13 protein-coding genes are annotated in these 18,045 nt (G+C 65.3%); 8 read left to right on the top strand and 5 right to left on the bottom strand.

Annotated features, from left to right (window positions below; genetic code table 11):
* Positions 1-9 precede the first annotated feature (9 nt).
* Positions 10-1,410 (top strand): dihydrolipoyl dehydrogenase, encoded by a 1,401-nt coding sequence (gene lpdA / locus P2T62_RS20770; RefSeq protein ID WP_276258930.1) that lies wholly within the window; start codon positions 10-12, stop codon positions 1,408-1,410.
* Here the strand turns inward: lpdA and P2T62_RS20765 are convergent.
* A complete protein-coding gene (locus P2T62_RS20765; RefSeq protein WP_276258929.1) occupies positions 1,407-2,762 on the bottom strand; it encodes a dihydrolipoamide acetyltransferase family protein in 1,356 nt (451 codons plus the stop codon). The two genes, lpdA and P2T62_RS20765, sit on opposite strands and share 4 nt — an antisense overlap.
* 144 nt (positions 2,763-2,906) lie before the next feature.
* Between P2T62_RS20765 and P2T62_RS20760 the strand changes: the two genes are divergently transcribed.
* Positions 2,907-3,770, top strand: a complete 864-nt coding sequence (locus tag P2T62_RS20760) for an amidohydrolase family protein (protein WP_276258928.1) — start codon at positions 2,907-2,909, stop codon at positions 3,768-3,770.
* 175 nt (positions 3,771-3,945) lie between these two features.
* Here P2T62_RS20760 and P2T62_RS20755 read toward each other — a convergent pair whose 3' ends face one another.
* On the bottom strand, positions 3,946-4,701 hold the full coding sequence (locus P2T62_RS20755) for an IclR family transcriptional regulator (RefSeq protein ID WP_276258927.1): 756 nt from the start codon (positions 4,699-4,701) through the stop codon (positions 3,946-3,948).
* 692 nt (positions 4,702-5,393) lie between these two features.
* Between P2T62_RS20755 and rdfA (P2T62_RS20750) the strand changes: the two genes are divergently transcribed.
* From rdfA (P2T62_RS20750) to P2T62_RS20730, 5 genes are all read left to right on the top strand, one after another.
* Complete coding sequence (gene rdfA, locus P2T62_RS20750; protein WP_276258926.1) at positions 5,394-6,017, top strand: rod-determining factor RdfA; 624 nt, start codon at positions 5,394-5,396, stop codon at positions 6,015-6,017.
* Between the two features lie 102 nt (positions 6,018-6,119).
* Positions 6,120-8,069, top strand: a complete 1,950-nt coding sequence (locus tag P2T62_RS20745) for an archaea-specific SMC-related protein (protein WP_276258925.1) — start codon at positions 6,120-6,122, stop codon at positions 8,067-8,069.
* A 1,119-nt stretch (positions 8,070-9,188) separates the two neighbouring features.
* Positions 9,189-10,889, top strand: a complete 1,701-nt coding sequence (locus P2T62_RS20740) for a methylmalonyl-CoA mutase family protein (RefSeq protein WP_276258924.1) — start codon at positions 9,189-9,191, stop codon at positions 10,887-10,889.
* A gap of 94 nt (positions 10,890-10,983) precedes the next feature.
* Positions 10,984-11,565, top strand: coding sequence for a rod-determining factor RdfA (gene rdfA / locus P2T62_RS20735; protein WP_276258923.1), 582 nt, complete (start codon positions 10,984-10,986; stop codon positions 11,563-11,565).
* Positions 11,566-11,575: 10 nt separating this feature from the next.
* The gene (locus P2T62_RS20730; protein WP_276258922.1) at positions 11,576-13,426 is read left to right on the top strand and encodes an archaea-specific SMC-related protein; all 1,851 of its coding nucleotides are present in this window, start codon (positions 11,576-11,578) and stop codon (positions 13,424-13,426) included.
* A 154-nt stretch (positions 13,427-13,580) separates the two neighbouring features.
* Here P2T62_RS20730 and P2T62_RS20725 read toward each other — a convergent pair whose 3' ends face one another.
* The 3 genes from P2T62_RS20725 to P2T62_RS20715 form a co-directional block, all read right to left on the bottom strand.
* Entirely contained in the window at positions 13,581-14,783 is a 1,203-nt protein-coding gene (locus tag P2T62_RS20725; RefSeq protein WP_276258921.1) for a cytochrome P450, read from the bottom strand.
* A gap of 196 nt (positions 14,784-14,979) precedes the next feature.
* Positions 14,980-15,462 carry a MaoC family dehydratase gene (locus P2T62_RS20720; protein ID WP_276258920.1) on the bottom strand — a complete coding sequence of 161 codons (483 nt, stop codon included), beginning with the start codon at positions 15,460-15,462 and terminating at the stop codon, positions 14,980-14,982.
* A gap of 560 nt (positions 15,463-16,022) precedes the next feature.
* On the bottom strand, positions 16,023-17,198 hold the full coding sequence (locus P2T62_RS20715; RefSeq protein ID WP_276258919.1) for an LLM class flavin-dependent oxidoreductase: 1,176 nt from the start codon (positions 17,196-17,198) through the stop codon (positions 16,023-16,025).
* A 163-nt stretch (positions 17,199-17,361) separates the two neighbouring features.
* Here P2T62_RS20715 and P2T62_RS20710 point away from each other — a divergent pair, with 163 nt between their 5' ends.
* A complete protein-coding gene (locus P2T62_RS20710) occupies positions 17,362-18,000 on the top strand; it encodes an FAD-dependent oxidoreductase (protein ID WP_276258918.1) in 639 nt (212 codons plus the stop codon).
* Positions 18,001-18,045 lie beyond the last annotated feature (45 nt).

Genomic DNA, 18,045 nt, shown 5'->3' with positions numbered 1-18,045 from the left:
CGCTCGGCCATGGCTGGAGAGCGACAGGAGACCGAACTGCTCGTCGTTGGCGCTGGTCCCGGCGGCTACGCCGCTGCGATCAAGGCCGCACAGAACGGGGTCGAGACGACCCTGGCCGACCGGGACGCCGTCGGGGGAACCTGCCTGAACTACGGCTGTATCCCCTCGAAGGCACTGCTCACGGCAACCGGACGGCTGGAGGCCATGCGGAACGCCGAGCGGATGGGTATCCAGGCCACCGCCAGCGCCGACACCGAGGCGATGGTCGCCTGGAAGGACGAGGTCGTCGACGGGCTCACGAACGGGATCGGCGGCCTGTGTCGAGCCAACGGGGTCTCGATCCGCGAGGGCCACGTCACGTTCGTCGACGAGACCACCGGCATCATCGACGGCCCGGACGGGGAGCGCGAACTCTCCTTCGACGCGGCCATCGTCGCGACCGGCAGCCGGCCCATCACCGTCCCCAACTTCGAGTTCGACGGCGAGCGGATCCTCGATTCGCGAGGGATGCTCTCAGTCTCCGAGGTCCCCGACCGACTCCTCGTCATCGGCGCCGGCTACATCGGCATGGAGCTGTCGACCGTGTTCGCCCGGCTCGGCGCCGATGTGACCGTCATCGAGATGCTCGACGAGGCGCTGGCCGCCTACGACGATGACCTCTCGCGACCGGTCGTGAAACAGCTCCGGTCGCTTGGTGTCTCCTTCCGGTTCGGCGAGGCGGCACTCGACTGGCGGGAGAACGGGGACGACATCACGGTGTTCACGGAGACCGAGGGCGGCGAGATGAACGAGTACCAGGGCGACAGGGCCCTTGTCGCGGTCGGACGGGCGCCGGTGACCGACGGGCTCGGGCTCGATGCCCTCGGGCTCTCGACGACCGAGCGGGGGTTCATCGAGACCGACGAGCGTGGTGCGACCGATGTCGCGAACGTCTACGCCGTCGGTGATGTCGCTGGCGAGCCGATGCTGGCCCACAAGGCGACCCACGAGGGGCTCGTCGCTGCAGAGACCATCGCTGGCATGGACACGGCAACCGCCGAACAGCCCGTGCCGGCCGTCGTGTTCACCGATCCGGAGATCGGCACCGTCGGCCGAACCGAGCAGGAGGCGATCGATGCGGGGTACAACCCCGTCGTCGGTGAGTTCCCGTTCACGGCGAGCGGGCGGGCGCTCACCCGGAACGCGACGGACGGGTTCGTTCGCCTCGTCGGTGACGCGGCAACCGGAGAGATACTCGGCTGTCAGATGGTCGGTGAGGAGGTCGCAGAACTGCTCGGTGAGGTCGGTGTCGCGATGCGGGGCGGACTCACGCTCGACGAACTCGCCGGGACCGTCCACGCCCACCCGACGCTCTCCGAGGCGGTGATGGAGGCAGCGGCGGACGCGCTCGACGAGGCGGTCCACATCTAGGCGCGGTCCAGGAGGAGCGGCCAGGGCTCGCGGATGTACTCGTCGAGCGTCTGGAGGAACCGCGCCGCGTCGGCCCCGTCGACGACCCGATGGTCGAACGAGAGGTCGAACCCCATGTGCTTCCGGAACGCGACGTCGTCCCCGTCCCGGACGGGCTTCTCGGAGATGGTGTCGACCCCGAGGATCGCCACCTCTGGCGGGTTGATGATCGGGGTGAACGACTCGACGCCGAAGACGCCGAGGTTCGAGACCGTGAACGTGCCACCGGAGATATCTTCACCCGTGAACTCGCCGTCGAGCACCGTCTGGGTGAGCGACCGACGCCGCTCGGCCAGGTCGCCCAGCGCCAGCGAGTCGACGGTCTCGACGACTGGAGTGACGAGCCCGCCCTCGATATCGACCGCGACGCCGATGTGGTGGCTCTCGTGGAGGGTATGGACACCGTCCTCGAACGTGGCGTTGAACTCGGGGTGATCGGCGAGGGTCGCCGACACCGCGACCAACAGGAGGTCCGTCATGGAGATGTCCGCGTCGGCGTACCGGTCGGCGACGCCGGTCGCCTCGAGGAGCTCCTCGACATCGATGTCGCGATGGACGGTGACGTGGGGGGCGTCCCGGTGACTCTGCCCCAGTCGCCTGGCGATGGTCTGGCGCATCCCCGAGAGCTCCCGTCGCTCCCGGATGTCGCCGGCGGCCCGCTCGACATCGGCGACCGTCGCGGCGTTCCGCGGCCCCGTCCCCTCGACCGACCCGAGGTCGATACCGAGTTCGGCGGCCCGCTGTTTCGCGTCGACCGTCGCCTCGCCCGCGGCGGCCGCCCGCCGTTCGATGTCGTCGGAGATCACCGCTCCCTCGGGGCCCGTGCCGTCGACGCTCGAGACATCGACGCCGAGCTCCTCGGCCCGTCGTCGGGCCGCCGGGCTCACCCGTTCGGGGGCCGACCCGGACGAGTCGCTGGTGCTCGCTACTGCCTGTTGGCTTCCGCCACCCGTCTCCTGTGGGCGTTCTCCGCCGCCCTGGGGCGCCACGGCCGGCTCCGGGTCGTCCGGCTCCGCGCCGGCGTCGGGGCTCGTGTCCACGTCCACCGAGGCCAGTAGGTCGTCGATGGACTCGTCGGCCCCGGCGACGACGCCGAGCGGTGTCCCAGGAGAGACGGTCTCGCCCGCTTCGACGAACGTCTGGCGCAGAACGCCGTCCTCCCGGGCGTCGATCTCCGCGACCGTCTTCTCGGACTCGATCTCCGCGATCGGTTCACCCTCGCTCACCGACTCGCCGATGTCGACCAGCCACTCCATCAGTATCCCCTGTTGCATGCCCTGTTCGAGCTTGGGCATATTCACTAGGTACGCCATCTGTCCTGCGTGGTGACACGCCTAGTATATAGACTGTTGGGCTGTGTACCCAGTCGTCACGTCGGCCGGTATCGGGGCGTGGGGGTCCAGCGAGCGCGAACAGCGCGAGGTTCAAGTGACCTCCTCTCATTCCATGTGACAGTGATGAACCTGACAAACGGTACGATGGATGTCGTGGATGTCTGGGTCAACCCGTTCACCGACGATGCCGTGACGCGGATGGCCGACTCCGCGATCGACGATATCGCGGACCTCGTCAGCGACGACGAGCTGTACCGGGGCGCAGGACAGACGCCGGCGGAGTTCGTCGACCGGATGGACACGCACGGCGTGGATACGGCACTCATCCCGGCGCTGAAGTTCGATGGGCGCACCTCGCCACGAGACGGCGTCCACCTCTCCGAGCGCAGCGTCGCGGAGATCTGCTCCGAGGCTCCCGATCGATTCAGGGGGCTCGTGGGTATCGATCCGTTCGATGGGATGGAGGGGGTTCGACGACTCGAGGAGTACGTGGTGGACCACGACTTCGTCGGCGCCCATCTCGTCCCGCACGGGTTCGACCTCGAGACGAACCATCGGCGGTACTACCCCTTCTACGCGAAGTGTGCCGAACTCGGTGTGCCGGTGATGATCCAGATCGGCCATACCGCGGTCCGGATGCCGAACGATCCCGGTCGGCCGGAGTACATCGACGACATCGCACTCGAGTTCCCCGACCTGGAGATCGTCGCTGCGAACATCGGGTGGCCCTGGACGAGCGAAGCCATCGCACTGGCGTGGACACATCCGAACGTCTCCATCGCGACGACGGGACACGCACCCCAGCACTGGGAGCGGGAGTTCGTCGACTTCATCCGCGGTCGCGGGAAGAGCAGTGTGATGTGGGGGACCAGCTATCCGACACTGGACCTCGAGGGGACGCTGTCCAGCGTCTCCGATATGAATCTGGGGCCGGAGATCGAGCGGAAACTGCTCTCCGAGAACGCCCGGCGGGTCTTCGACCTGTAGCCATCCGCTCGGTCCCTCGATCTCACAGGCAGGGTACGACGGTCACGAACGGGCTGTACGGCCCCGTTCGGCCCTGCTCCTCGCGGTGTTCCTCTGATACGGTCCGTCCGATCATCCGTCGGACCGGAATCGTCGATTCGGCGTTTCCGCCGCGTCCGATGACATCGAACAGCACTCATTCGTAGGTCAGCTTCAGCTCCACCTCGTTCGTCGCCCCCTGAATCAGTTCCGGAAGCGACTCGCGAAGCCGCTCCCCGTTGATGCGGCTCGACGGGCCCACGACCATGATCGCTCCGACGACCTCCTCCTCGAAGAGGACCGGTGCTGCGACGGAGGAGACTCCCGGGACGGTCTCGTCCTGTTCGTACGCGATGCCCGATTCGCGGATCGTCTCGAGCTCCTCGAACAGCGTGTCCAGGTCCGTGATGGTCCCCGATGTCTGCTCGGGCAGGCCGTGTCGGTAGAGGATCTCCTCGATGCGCTCCTCCGGGAGCATCGCCAGAATCGCCTTCCCCGCTGCGAGGTGGTGCAGGTACGACCGCCGACCGATGCGGGCGTGTGTCTGGACGGCCCGCTCACCGAACGCACTGTAGAGGAACACCGCTCGCCCGTGCTCCTCGACCACGAACCAGACCGCCTCGTTGACCTCCTCGGCGAGCTGTTCGATCACGGGCGAGACGATCTCCTCCATGCCGAACTGGTCCTTGACGTACGTCCCGTGGTCGAGAAAACGGAGTCCCAGACGGTAGATGCTACCCTCTTTCACCACGTACTCGGCCTGTTCGAGCGTGGCGAGATGGTCGTACACGGTACTCTTCGCCAGTCCCAGCTCGTTCGCCAGCTCCGTCACCCCCGCACCGTCCCGGCGCTGCAGTTCCTGCACGATGGCAAAGATCGTGTCTGCGGTCTTTATCGCTCGGGTCGGTTTCATAGGTCCGGAACGACCGCACGTCAATTAAAGCGTTTGGTGAAGCCGGTACCATCCGAACTCCGCTAGAGACTCTCACACTCCTTCGGGAGCGTGAATGAAGCCCCGTGGGTGGGATTCTGGTGTGTTCGATGACGGAATAAGACCTATAGCAAGGGTATTAAAATGTTAGGAAGATTTTTATGATAATATTCGAGGCATTTTTTGAATGGAGAGATAACAGTACAGATGCTGCGTTCCACTCGAGATAGGCTCTCGACGACGCCGGCCATCGCTGTTCGCGAATATCGAACCGAGACTCGAGCGTGGAATGAGATGCTCCGGAACCGATCCGTCGATGAATCTGGTAGTTGTTCATTAACGACCCCGCTGACGTGCCGTAACCGGTCGAGCAGTCCCTGGCCGGACCTCTTCAGCCCTGGTGCGTCCGTTGCCCGACCTCTCCGGGCTACTGGGTGCCCCGGGCTGCTGGGTGGCCCTGCCCGACCGGACGGGTCGCTTCGAACTCGCGCACGGGGGCGGCTGGAGGCCTCCCGCCGGTGTATGAAATAACATATGTACTTCTGTTAGGGTCTCCTGCATGGTCGACATCCGCCGCTCCTGGGCCGATGATACCTGGAATCGCGGGGTGCCGAGCGGGCCGTCGACCGCCCTCCGGGGAATGATTCATTTGGGGTCGCGTCCTGTCGGGTCGTATGAACGAAGAGATACGGACGGACGGGTCTGGACGACGGGGCAAGGTCGAGCGGGTGATCGATGAGTACGAACTCGAAGGGCTCGGTGACGAGCTGGAGCGGGCCTGGACAGCGGCGGACCCGGACGAACGAGAGAGCCTCCGTGACCTGGCGACGCGGTTCAACGAGCAGGTACTCGAAGCGGCGCTCCTCGACGCCGGCGACTCGGTCGTCCAGAGCGAGGTCGAAACCATGTACGAACTGTTGACCGACGATACGGTCGGGTCCGGGGATCGGAGACGTGTCGAACGCCGGCTGGAACGGCAAGGGGTGGATGTAGCGTCGCTCAGGTCGGACTTCGCCTCCTACCAGGCGATCCGTACGTATCTCAAGAGCGAGCGCGGCGCAGAACACCGGACTGTCGACGTGGACCGGGGTCAGAAAGCGATCGAGACCGTTCAGCGCCTCCGCGCTCGGCTTGTCACTGTCGCCGAGGACCGCCTCCAAAGCCTCCGGTCCGCGGGGCGGATTTCGCTCGGTCAATTCCGCGTCATCGTCGATCTCCGTGTCGTCTGTGAGGACTGTGGGACACAGCAGGCATTCACCACGCTCATCGAGGAGGGTGGGTGTGACTGCAACTCGTAGGTGCGCTCCCTCGATACGTGATGGTTAACAAACGTACGGCTGTTATTGGAGTCGGTCGCCGAGGGCAATGCTCTTATGTGGTGGGGGTAGAAGTTGGGCGTAATGGGACAGAACCTGTCCAGGTCTTCGGAGGCGACGGTCGACGTCCAGAACGTCGGCGGGATCGAGGATACGTCGGTCACCTTCTCGCGGGGTATCACGCTCCTCGTGGGACGGAACGCGACCAATCGGACCTCGTTCCTGCAGGCGGTGACGGCCGCGCTCGGGAGCGAGAACGTCGCCATCAAGGGCGACGCCGACGAGGCCGAGGTCGAACTCGCGCTCGGCGGCGAGACGTACACCAGGCGACTGCGCCGCCAGGGGACCAGCATCGTCACCGACGGGCAGCCGTATCTCGACGACCCGACGGTCGCGGATCTGTTCGCGTTCCTGCTCGAGTCGAACGAGGCACGCCGCGCCGTCGCCACGGGAGCGGACCTCCGGGAACTCATCATGCGGCCGGTCGACACGGAGGAGATCGAATCGGAGATCCAGCGGCTCGTCCGGAAGCGCGAGTCCATCACGGAGGAACTCGACGAGATCGACTCCCTGAAGCAGGAGATCCCGGACCTGGAGGCAGAGCAGACACGGCTGGAGGACGAGATCGAGGAGACGAAGGCCGACCTCGAGGCGAAGGAAGCCGAACTGGAGACCGCGGACGCGGACGTAGAGGAGGCCCGGGAGGGGAAATCCGAGCTGGAGTCCCGGTTCGATGATCTCCGGGCGAAGCGCTCCACGCTGGACGACGTTCGGTACGACCTCGAGACCGAGCGCGAGAGCCTCGAGGCGCTGAAACGGGAGCGTTCGGAACTCGAGGGCGAGGAAGCGGAGCTCCCGGACCTGCCGATGGGTGAGCTCCAGGAGGTCGAGTCGGAGATCCGACGACTCAGGGGGGAGAAAGAGCAGCTCGAGCGGGAGATCAACGAGCTACAGAGCGTCATCGGGTTCAACGAGGAGATGCTCGAGGACGGTGCGTCGACGGCCTTCGACGCGCCGACGGCCGACGCGGATGCCGACGGTGACCTCACCGATCAGTTGCTGGACGACGAGGAGCTGACCTGCTGGACCTGTGGCAGTCAGGTCGAAGCGGAACAGGTCGAGTCCACGCTGGCCCACCTCCGCGACCGCAGCCAATCGAAGGTCAACGAGGTCAGCGAACTCGAGGAGCGGATCGACGAGCTGACATCACAGAAGCGGGAGTTCGAGCGGGCCCAGCGGGAGCAGGACCGGATCGAGCGGCGACGCTCCGAGATCGACGACGAGGTCGAGCGGGGGGAGGCGAACGTCGAACGGCTGCAGGAGCGGCGAGAGGAGCTGATGACGGACATCGAGGCACTCGAGGCCGAGATCGAGGAGCTGGAGGCGGACGAGGACAACACCATCCTCGACCTACACAAGGAGGCGAACCAGCTGGAGTACGAACTCGGTCGGCTCGAGACGAACCTCGAGCAGGTGACCGCCGAACTCGAGGAGCTCGAGACTCGCGTCGCCGAACAGGACGACCTGGAGGCCGAACGCGAGGCCCTGAACGAGGAGATCGAGGCGCTCCGGACGAAGATCGAGCGGCTCGAGCGGGGCGCAGTCGAGCAGTTCAACGAGCACATGGAGAACGTCCTCGGCATCCTCGACTACGCGAACCTGGACCGCATCTGGCTCGAGCGCGTCGAGCGCGAGGTCCGCGAGGGACGCCGGAAGGTCAGCAAGGGGGGCTTCGAACTCCACGTCGTCCGGACCTCGTCGTCGGGGACCACCTACCAGGACACCGTCGGCCACCTCTCCGAGAGCGAACGGGAGGTGACCGGGCTCGTGTTCGCGCTCGCTGGCTACCTCACCCACGAGGTCTACGAGGCTGTCCCGTTCATCCTCCTCGATTCCCTGGAGGCGATCGACTCCGACCGGATCGCCGCGCTCGTCGAGTACCTCGGCGAGTACACGGGGTACCTCCTCGTCGCGCTCCTCCCGGAGGACGCCGCCGCGCTTCCCGACGACTACGAGCGAGTGACGGAGATCTAACCCACCAGGCCCCTGTCGCTCGTCCATCGCGAAAGGACCTCCTCACTCCGGACCTGGAACTCCGGATCCGTCTCGGGGGACCTCATACGGGTAACCGAGTCGAGCACATCTGTCGACCCCCATCATCCATTCGCCGGCGCCCTGTGGAATCCCAGACGGGTGAGTCTCGTTGGCCGTCTCGATCAGACATTATATATGAATGACTGTTAAGTATACTACTCAAATATCAATCAGTAATTCACTGGCTGAGAGGGATGCTTCTACAATATAATTGGAAGTGGGGTATTATCATATAATTTCTTATTTATTATTTTTATGGCTGATGAAAGACTTTAAAATAGATAATATAGTATGTATTCCTTGTTTTAGATGTGTATCGACCATCATACGGTTTTGAACAATAGTGGTCGGAATATATGTGGAGATTCCTGTATTATAGTTGTTAAATGTTTTGATTAGTTGTGAATTCCGATGAAATAGTGGTGTATTTGGGGTGATTCACATTTCTCTGGATTCCAGGCATGGCCTACGTTGATGGCCACAATATATCTATCTCATAGTATATTTCATTTTCTGATAATTGTGTGGTCGGTCGCGGGGCTCGTACGGTCACTTCTCTCCCTGTTCCCGTTTCCGTCCGTGTTCACCACCTCAGCCGGTCCTCGGCCGCGTACGCGGGGACTGCCGACGGCCGTTCGAAGACCGTCCTGTTGTGACCGTGCCGGGGGACCGTGAGGGACGATTCTGCGGTGCGTCGAAGAAGTGGTCACGCAGCCGGATCTCTGTGCTCGGCCCGCGGCGGCTCATGAGAACGACTGAAGCCGTCGATGGGCCGTTTCCCGATATCCCGAAGCGGACCTCTCCCGGGCGTTCGGGAGTAAGTTTATACGCTAGGGGGACAGTTACCTATCCGCAGGGCGCAAGCACCTGCTACCAACAGATACGACGTCCCTCGTGTCTACCGGTACCACCCCCATCGTTAGCGGACGGGTGGAGGGTACCGGTCATTCTCCACCCCCCCGACTTCGGCGCCGACCTCTGGATCCCTCTTCCCCGTGAGTCGAATCGCTGTGGGAGTAGAAGGATACTTTACCCGGGTACTGTTCGTTACCGATACACATGTTCGACGAGGAGGACCTCGAATCCATCAGGGACTCGCGCGAGGAGTGGGAGTCCGAGACGCTGGACCCGTGGCTGGAGCGTGGTGGCGAGCGCAAAGAGGAGTTCGTGACGGTGTCGAACCACGAGATCGACCGGCTGTACACGCCCGAGGACGTCGAAGACCTCGATTACGAGGCGGACCTGGGCAACCCGGGCGAGCCGCCGTACACGCGGGGGCCGTACCCGACGATGTACCGCGGTCGCACCTGGACGATGCGCCAGTTCGCGGGCTTCGGGACGGCCGAGGAGACCAACGAGCGGTTCCACTACCTCATCGACGAGGGGCAGACGGGCCTCTCGACGGCGTTCGACATGCCGTCGCTGATGGGGCTGGACTCGGACGACCCGATGAGTCTGGGCGAGGTGGGCAAGGAGGGTGTCGCGGTCGACACGCTGGCGGATATGGAGGTGCTGTTCGACGGCATCGACGTCGGCGAGGTCTCGACGAGTTTCACCATCAACCCGTCGGCGGCGGTCATCTACGGGATGTATCTCGCACTCGCGGACCAGCAGGGGGTGCCGCGCGAGCAGGTCCGCGGGACGCTGCAGAACGACATGCTCAAAGAGTTCATCGCGCAGAAGGAGTGGGTCATCCCGCCCGAACCGTCGCTGGACCTCGTGACCGACACCATCGAGTTCGCGGTCGAGAACACGCCGAAGTTCTACCCCGTCTCCGTGAGTGGGTATCACATCCGGGAGGCCGGCTCCACCGCGGCCCAGGAGGCGGCGTTCACGCTGGCGGACGGCTTCGCGTACGTCGAGGACGCGATGGACCGCGGCCTCGGGGTCGACGAGGTCGCCCCACAGCTGTCCTTTTTCTTCAACTCGCACAACTCGATGCTGGAGGAGGTGGCGAAGTTCCGGGCTTCGCGGCGCGTCTATGCGCGCATCATGGACGAGTGGTACGACGCCGAAGCGGACGCTTCGAAGCGGCTGAAGTTCCACACCCAGACCGCCGGGCAGTCACTGACGGCCCAGCAGCCGCTGAACAACATCGTCCGGACGACCGTGCAGGCGATGGCGGCAGTGCTGGGCGGCACACAGAGTCTCCACACCAATTCCTACGACGAGGCGCTGGCGCTGCCGAGCGAGGACGCGGTCCGCGTTGCCCTGCGAACGCAGCAGATTCTCGCGGAGGAGTCGGGTGTGGGCGACACGGTGGACCCACTCGGTGGCTCGTTCGCGATCGAGAAGCTGACCGACGAGATGGAGGCGGAGATCATGGCCTACATCGAGGAGATCCGGGAGATGGGCGACGGTTCCGTGCGCGATGGAGTGCTGGCGGGCATCGACCGCGGGTACTTCCACCGGGAGATCCAGGAGGCGAGCTACGAGTACCAGCAGCGCGTCGACGCCGGCGAGGAGGTGGTCGTGGGGGTGAACCAGTACCAGATCGACGACGACCCCGACCTGGATATCCTCCACGTCGACGAGTCGACCCGGGACCGCCAGCTCGCCCGCCTGGAGCGGGTCAAGGACGAGCGCGACGACGAGGAGGTCGAGGACCGACTGGAGGCGCTGGAGGAGGCCATCGAAGCCGACGAGAACACGATGCCGTACATCGTCGACGCCGTCAAGGCGTACGCGACGATGGGCGAGATCATGGAGGTCTTCGAGGCCCAGTACGGCGCCTACCAGGAGAAGATCGGACTCGCCTGAGGTAGCTGGCGGTGCATTCCTGACGTCGTCCCGATTGCCGGTGACACCCGCGGCGACCGCCACACCTATTCCTCCCAGTTGCCAACCGGGACTGATGACCGAACACGGCTGCAAGGTCTGCCGGGTCCTCGCCGAGCGTGGCATGGGGCGCTACGAGGACCAGCTCGTGGACCAGTGGCAGGCCGAAGGCCCCGAACGGAAGGGGTACCGGCAGCTCGCCGAGTGGCTCAACGTCACCATGCTCCGACGGGAGATGGACCGGGCGGGGCTTTCGACGCTCGGGCAGGAGGCCGAGTCGAAGTACGAGCGACTCCGCTCGGACGACGAATCGGTCGCCGATGAGGTGGCTGCCGGGCTGTCGGGTGCGGGTATCGACGTCGAGCGGCTCCGGCGCGACTTCGTCTCCTACGCCGTCGTCCGGACGCATCTCAAGGAGTGTCTCGGCCTCGAATACACCCCGGAGTCGGGGGACTGGGAGACCAAGACCATCGAGATGGCCGGTGAATACGCGAGCCAGAAGGTCTCCGAAGCGGTTCGGTCGCTGTCGAACAAGGGCGAACTCGAGGGCGGCGAGCTCACGGTCGATGTCTCGGTGACGATCGAGTGCGAGACCTGCCATGCCGCCGTCCCGGTCGAACGAGCCGTACGACGGGGATATATATGCGACTGCGAGTAATGGAATCGACATGACTGAAATCGCACTTGATATCGAGAACATCGGTGGTATCGACGATCTGACAGTAACGTTCGAGGACGGGGTGACGCTGGTTCAGGGGCCGAACGCGACCAACAAGACGTCGCTGCTCCAGAGTGTCCTGTTCGCACTCGGGAGCTCGAGTGTTCCGATCCGGAGCGGCGCCGACGAGGCGCGAGTGGAGCTCCGGATCGGCGACCGGACGGTCGAGCGGACCGCACACCGTGCGGAGGGGGGTGTTCGGACCGGGGGCGACACCTGGGTCGAAGAGGGGGACGAACGGCTGCTTCTCGAGCGGTTCGCGGCGCTGCTGGAGACGAACCCGCTCCGTGCAGCCGTCAGGCGGGAGCAGGAGATCGAGCCGTTGCTGAAGGAGCCGATGAACATCGACGCGCTGGAGGCCGAACGGGCCCAGAAGATGCAGCACAAGCGAGAGCTCGAGGCTCGCGTCGAGGAGCTGGCCGATGTCGACGACCGGCTCGCCGAGCACGAGCAGGAGCTCGAGAGCAAGCGCGACCGGGAGGCCGAACTCGAGGCCGAACTGGAGGAACTGGAGGCGCGCCGGGAGGCCGCGACAGCCCCCAACGAGGAGGACGACCACCTCGCAGAGCTCCGCGAGCAGCGTGCCGACCTTCGGTCGCAGAAGGCCGACTGCCAGGAGCAGATCGGCCGGCTGGAGGACGCTATCGACCGGCTGGAGGAGCAACTCGAGGAGGTCGAGACGGATATCGAGGCGGCCGACGAGGCCGACGAGGTCGATATCGATGCGCTCAAGCAGGAACGAGCCGAGATCCGGTCCGAGCTCGAGGACGTGGAGGCCCGCCTCGACATCCTCCAGTCGGTACTGACGGCGAACCGGGAGATGCTCGACTCCGAGTTCACGGGCGTCATGGGCTACGAGGCCGGCCTCACGGGCGATGAGTTCACCTGCTGGGCGTGTGGAGGGGCGGCCGAGCGGGCGGATTTCGAGGGGACTGTCGAAGAGCTTCAGGACCTGATCACGGAGGACAAACAGCGGCTCCGCGAGCGCGAGCCGGAGATCGAGGACCTCGATCAGCGCATCGAGGAAGCCCGTCGCGCGCGATCACGCCGGCAGGAGCTGGCCGGGAGGCGCCGCGACCTCGAACAGAAGGTGGAGGAGCGGCGTGATTCACTCGACCAGCAGCGCTCGCGGCTCGAGGAGCTCCGCTCGGAGCTCCAGTCGACCGACGACGAGATCGCCGAACACGAGGCTGAACGGACCGCGGCCGACGACGAGGTCACGGAGAAGCTCGAGTCCACCCGGGTCGACATCCGGTCGCTCCGCCGGGAGCTCGACCGGCTCGAACGGACGCGCGACGAGCTCGAGGAGAAGCAACGTGAGCGCGAGGAGAACCGGGAGCGCATCGAGACCCTGGAGGAGGAGATCGCCACGCTCACCGACCGGATCGAGAACCTGGAGGAGGAACTCCGCGGGAACTTCAACGCCGCGATGGACGACCTGCTGTCGGCACTGGCGTTCGAGCGCATCGAGCGCGTCTGGCTCGATGGGAACTTCGACCTCGTCATCGCCCGCGAGGTGGATGGGAGCGTTCGGGCCGACGCGATCGAGCATCTGGCCGAGAGCGAACGTGAGATGATCGGTCTCGTTCTCGGGCTTGCCGGCTTCGTCACGTACGATGTGGGGGAGGTGTCCCCGGTGCTCGTGCTGGACTCGCTCGGCGCCTTCGACGCGGAGCGGACGGAGCGACTCATCGACTACTTCTCGGACCGGACGGACGTGCTGCTGGCCGCGGTCCACCCCGCCACGACGGAGGGGGAAGCCTACGAACGGGTCACGTTCGAGCGACCGATGGCGGACTGACCACCGCGTGGACACCGGGCGAGTATCGGGACTCGCACTGCTGGTCGGTCCCGGACTGCCGTCTCACTCCGGCCGCTCCGGCCGGGTTCCGTTCTGTACTGCGTCACCTGGCGGACGCTCGGCTCCGGCGCGGGACGCCGGCACGGTCGGTCGCTCAGAGTGTCAGGCGCAGTTCCTCGGGACCGCGGACGAGCGGCGAGTGGGTCCACTCGATCTCGTCGGTCGCCAGCTCCATCTCGGGGAACGCCTGGACCAGCGCCGGGAACGCGACGCGGGTCTCCAGCCGTGCCAGCGGCGCCCCGATACAGCTGTGGATGCCGTGGCCGAAGCCGAGGTGTGACGGTGTGCTCCGGGTGATGTCGAACGTCTCGGGGTCGTCGAACTTCCGTGGGTCCCGGTTGGCGGCGGCGAGGCTCAACAGCACTCGCTGGCCCGCCTCGATGCGGGTCCCGCGGAGCTCGAAGTCCTCGACCACGCCGCGCGTGACCACCTTCGAGGGGCCGTGATACCGGATGATCTCCTCGACCGCCTTCGGCGCCATCGACGGGTCCTCGCGGAGCATCCGCATCTGCTCGGGGTGCCGGACCAGTTCGAGGGTGCCGTTGGCGATGAGCTTCGTCGTCGTCTCGTGGCCCGCGAACAGCAACAGGACGGTCGCGGCCACCACCTCGTCCTCGGTCAGGGTCTTCCCGTCCGTCTCGGCCTCCAGCAGGTACGTGATGAGGTCCTCGCGAGGCTCCGCCCGGCGCTCCTGGACGATCCCCCGCACGTAATCGGCGAACTCCCGGATCGCCTGCTCGGTCTTCTGGTGGCGGTCCTCGACGCCGTAGTAGTGGAACAGCGTGTACCCGATGTTCTTCGACCACTCGCCGACCCGGTCGAGGTCCTCCTCGGGGAGCCCCATGATGCGGCCGATGATGCGGACCGGCAGCCGGAAGGCGAAGTCGTCGATGAGTTCGATCTCGTCCGGGTCGTCGTCCTTGATCTCCTCGATGAGGCCCTCGGTGATGGTCTCTGCCTCGGCCCGCTGTGCCCGTATCATCTCCGGGTTGAACGCGTCGGACATGATCTGCCGGAGTCGCGTGTGCTCGGGCGGGTCGAGGTAGATGATCCACTTCGGGAACATGTTCTCCGTCTCCGGGATGTCGTGTGGAGCGTCCCGCAGTCGGTCGGCTTGCACCCTCAGCGACAGGTGCTCGTCGTCCTCCAGGCAGTGCTTGACGTCGTCGTACCGCGTCACGATGTACCCGCCCCACTTCTCGTTGTGGTACACCGGGTCCGTCTCCCTGATCCGACCGAAGTACTCGTATGGCCGGTCGATAGCCTCCGGGTTCGTCAGGTCGTCTGTCACGCCCATGGGTCTGGGGTAGCCTTCGCGGCGCGTCGTATAAACATTCTGCCGGAACGGTTCGCCCTCCCCGTTCGGTCGCTGGCGGACGCCCTGCACACCCGGTGGCGGGCGGGCGCCCCACGCGCTCTGCGTGTCGGGCTGTCGTCCCTGCGGACGCGGCCGGCTGTGAGGCCTTCGTCCCACCCTGCCGCCGGTCGCCGCTTCACGCGTCGGTCGTCGGCCGTCGCCGGACGATCCCCAGACTCTCCATCGTGAGGACGGGCTCGTCCTCCTGATTCAGCAGCTCCGTCCGGAAGTCCACGTTGCCCCGGTGGTCGTGGTGCGACACCCGGCGGTCGGCGACCGTCACCATGCCGGAGAGCGTGTCCCCGGGCCGGACGGGGATCGGCCAGCGGAGGTCGTTCACGCCGCGCCCCCCCATGGCCGCGATGTCGTCGAACACGTCGTCGACCTGCATCCGGGTGCAGAGCGCGGCCGTGTGCCAGCCACTGGCCACCAGCCCGTCGAAGACGGAGTTCTCGACTGCCGCGTCGTCGAGATGGAACGGTCGGGGGTCGTACGCCTCCGCGAACGAGACGATCTCCTCGCGGGTCACTGTGCGGGGTCCGAACGGGAATTCGTCGCCGACGGACAGGTCCTCGAAGTACAGCATCGACTCCGGACGCCGCTCTTCGCTGGCAGTCATGGCAACGAAGGGTCTCCCGCGGCCCTCCTAACCGTTTCGGAGCGCTCGGTCGCGACCGGAGTCGGTGATCCCCCATCCACCGCTCGGCCGAGTGGGGAACTCCGGGTTTCCGACTCGGGGTTCGCCACTGACGACGGCAGCGACAGGCAAATAATAACAGACTAAGTCCGTTATTCTCGGCTCGTGGTGATAATGATTCACAGCCATGTGGTTGTGTCTCACGATTGATGTGGCCGTTCTGCCTTCCTCGGGCGGACCCGACGCTGGCGCTCCGGGCGGTCTGACACGACCCGGCTCTCCAGTGTGGCGGCCGGTCCGGGAGACGACCGGATCTCGGGGACTGGCGTCGTCCTGACCCGAACTCGACCTGTCGGTGCGTGCTGGCGACAGCGACAACAGGCTCTCAGTACTCGCGTTTCGACTCACTCGGCGAGTCGACAGCGGCCGGCCGGATCTCGAAAAGATCTCCTGTCGGACGTACGCGGAACGTTCCGCGTACTGTCGTTCCGTCTCGGTTCGCGATGTCGATACGACGGGATGGTCGAGGCGAGGGTGGTATCTCAGTCGTCGTCCGCCGGCGTCTCGGGCGAGTCGGGTTCGATGGCGAACGTGTCCTCGGTCGGCGAGGGTGAGGCGTAGCCCACGTTCTCCTTGCTCCAGTCGCGCGGGCCGAGGTTCGACTTGAACGCCGGCATGACCTCCCGTGCGAACAGTTCGAGCGACCGTTCCCACTGCTCCGTGGTGACCCAGTCACGGGAGTTGATGATGAGCCCACCGAAGCCCCCCGTCTCCTCCTGTAACGCCTTGATCTGGCGGATGCAGTCCTCCGGGGATCCGATGATCCAGGGGATGTTCTCGGCCATCCACTCGAGGGTGAGATCCTCGTCCGGCTGCGTCTCGTCGCGTTTCATCAGCGCTCCCAGACCGAGATCGATGAGGTAGCCGTACGACTTCTCCACGCCGCTCCGGATGTCCTCCAGGGCCTGCTCCTTGCTGTCCGAGACGTACACCTCGCGGACGATCCGCCAGTTCTCTCTCGCCTCCTGCGGGTCGCGCCCGCCGGCTTTTGCACCACGCTCGAGGGCATCGCCGTGATCTCCGAGGTCCGGAGCAGCCGGGTTGTCCGGCGCCTCGAGCGGAGTGAAGTAGACCGAGAGGGAGTACATCCCCTCGCGCCCGGCCTGCTCGTAGCTGTTGAGCGTGGTCAGGCCAGCGATGACCTCGTCCGGCTTCTCCTGGTACGGGGGGACCTGGATGATGCGGTCCTCGTACTGCCAGAACTCCCCGTCGTAGCTCGTGGGCTCTTCGGCTTCGGTGTACGTCTGGATGATGTCGATCGCCTCGTCCATCATCTCGCGTTTCTCCTCGCCCACGCCGAACATCTCCAGGTCGCTCGGGAGGCCGCCCCCTCCGTAGCCGTACATGAGCCGGCCGTCGGTGAGCTGGTCGAGGAACGCCAGGCGTTCGGCGACGAGGAACGGGTCGTGATACGGAAGGTTGACCGTCCCGGGCGCGAGTTTGATCCGGTCGGTGACGGCGGACATCTTCGCCAGCATGTACTCCGGTACGGGGACGTTCTCGTACCCGCCGGTGTGATGCTCGCCGATGTAGTACTCGTCGAACCCGAGGTCTTCGGCCAGCACCGCCTCCTCGATGTCCCGGTCGTACGACAGGTTCCAGTTCTCCCACGGGTAGTGCTCCGGCATCGTGAAGACGCCGAAATCTAGGTCAGTCATGTTAACTCTACACGTAGCTCTGATAGCTCATAGTTAAACTTTGTGCCGGGTTCGGCAGGGTGCCTCCGAATCGTGCACGCCGGGAGCGACGAATTCTGGACACAGCACGCCGAAGGCGCCAGGTCAGCACAATACCTATCTGGATGGCTGAAGAACGCCGGATATGGACCAGGTAGCCGCTAGCCTCAGATCCGTCACCCGAGCGGGTCCCGGTGGAATCGCGGTCGAGATCGAGACGCCCGGCTCGTTCGACGCCAGCCCCGGACAGTTCGTGAAACTGACCGCGACCGTCGACGGGGAGGACGTATCCAGTTTCTACACGATCTCCTCACCAAGGGTGACCGAGACGTTCGAGGTCACGGTCGCCGTCGACCCGGACGGGGACCTCAGCCCCTGGCTCGCCGAGGCTACCCCCGGGGTGTCACTCGAGATGACCGGACCGTTCGGATCGGCACACTACGAGGGCGAACCGCGGGTCGTCATCGTCTGTGGTGGCCCCGGCATCGGGCCTGCGGTTGCCATCGCCGAGCGTGCGGTCGCGGACGGCGGGGCGGCCGCAGTCGTCTATCGGGACGACGACCCGCTGCATCTCGACCGGCTCGACGCCCTGGCGGCCGACGGTGCGTCGGTCCACGTCCTCGGAACCGGCGACCCCCTGGCACCGCTGCTGACCGAGGCAGTCACCGGAGACGCGGACGAGCAGGTCTTCGTCTACGGCTTCAGCGACTTCGTCGACGAGGCCGAGGCGACGCTCGACGGTGTCGGTATCGGGCGCGAACCGAAGGTCGAGAACTTCGGGTAGGTGAGTACGCCGGTCTGGTGGCTGCACACTCGACTGCGGCCGTCA

It is taken from the genome of Haloglomus litoreum (assembly GCF_029338515.1).
GTDB classification, from domain to species: Archaea; Halobacteriota; Halobacteria; order Halobacteriales; family Haloarculaceae; genus Haloglomus; species Haloglomus litoreum.
Note: the sequence above shows the minus strand (reverse complement) of the source record. Positions and strands in the feature narration are given on the sequence as shown.

Excerpts from the sequence above, each read along its gene's own strand:
- lpdA (WP_276258930.1), top strand. The coding sequence starts at position 10 with ATGGCTGGAGAGCGACAGGAGACCGAACTGCTCGTCGTTGGCGCTGGT.
- P2T62_RS20765 (WP_276258929.1), bottom strand. The coding sequence starts at position 2,762 with ATGGCGTACCTAGTGAATATGCCCAAGCTCGAACAGGGCATGCAACAG.
- P2T62_RS20760 (WP_276258928.1), top strand. The coding sequence starts at position 2,907 with ATGAACCTGACAAACGGTACGATGGATGTCGTGGATGTCTGGGTCAAC.
- P2T62_RS20755 (WP_276258927.1), bottom strand. The coding sequence starts at position 4,701 with ATGAAACCGACCCGAGCGATAAAGACCGCAGACACGATCTTTGCCATC.
- rdfA (WP_276258926.1), top strand. The coding sequence starts at position 5,394 with ATGAACGAAGAGATACGGACGGACGGGTCTGGACGACGGGGCAAGGTC.
- P2T62_RS20745 (WP_276258925.1), top strand. The coding sequence starts at position 6,120 with ATGGGACAGAACCTGTCCAGGTCTTCGGAGGCGACGGTCGACGTCCAG.
- P2T62_RS20740 (WP_276258924.1), top strand. The coding sequence starts at position 9,189 with ATGTTCGACGAGGAGGACCTCGAATCCATCAGGGACTCGCGCGAGGAG.
- rdfA (WP_276258923.1), top strand. The coding sequence starts at position 10,984 with ATGACCGAACACGGCTGCAAGGTCTGCCGGGTCCTCGCCGAGCGTGGC.
- P2T62_RS20730 (WP_276258922.1), top strand. The coding sequence starts at position 11,576 with ATGACTGAAATCGCACTTGATATCGAGAACATCGGTGGTATCGACGAT.
- P2T62_RS20725 (WP_276258921.1), bottom strand. The coding sequence starts at position 14,783 with ATGGGCGTGACAGACGACCTGACGAACCCGGAGGCTATCGACCGGCCA.
- P2T62_RS20720 (WP_276258920.1), bottom strand. The coding sequence starts at position 15,462 with ATGACTGCCAGCGAAGAGCGGCGTCCGGAGTCGATGCTGTACTTCGAG.
- P2T62_RS20715 (WP_276258919.1), bottom strand. The coding sequence starts at position 17,198 with ATGACTGACCTAGATTTCGGCGTCTTCACGATGCCGGAGCACTACCCG.
- P2T62_RS20710 (WP_276258918.1), top strand. The coding sequence starts at position 17,362 with ATGGACCAGGTAGCCGCTAGCCTCAGATCCGTCACCCGAGCGGGTCCC.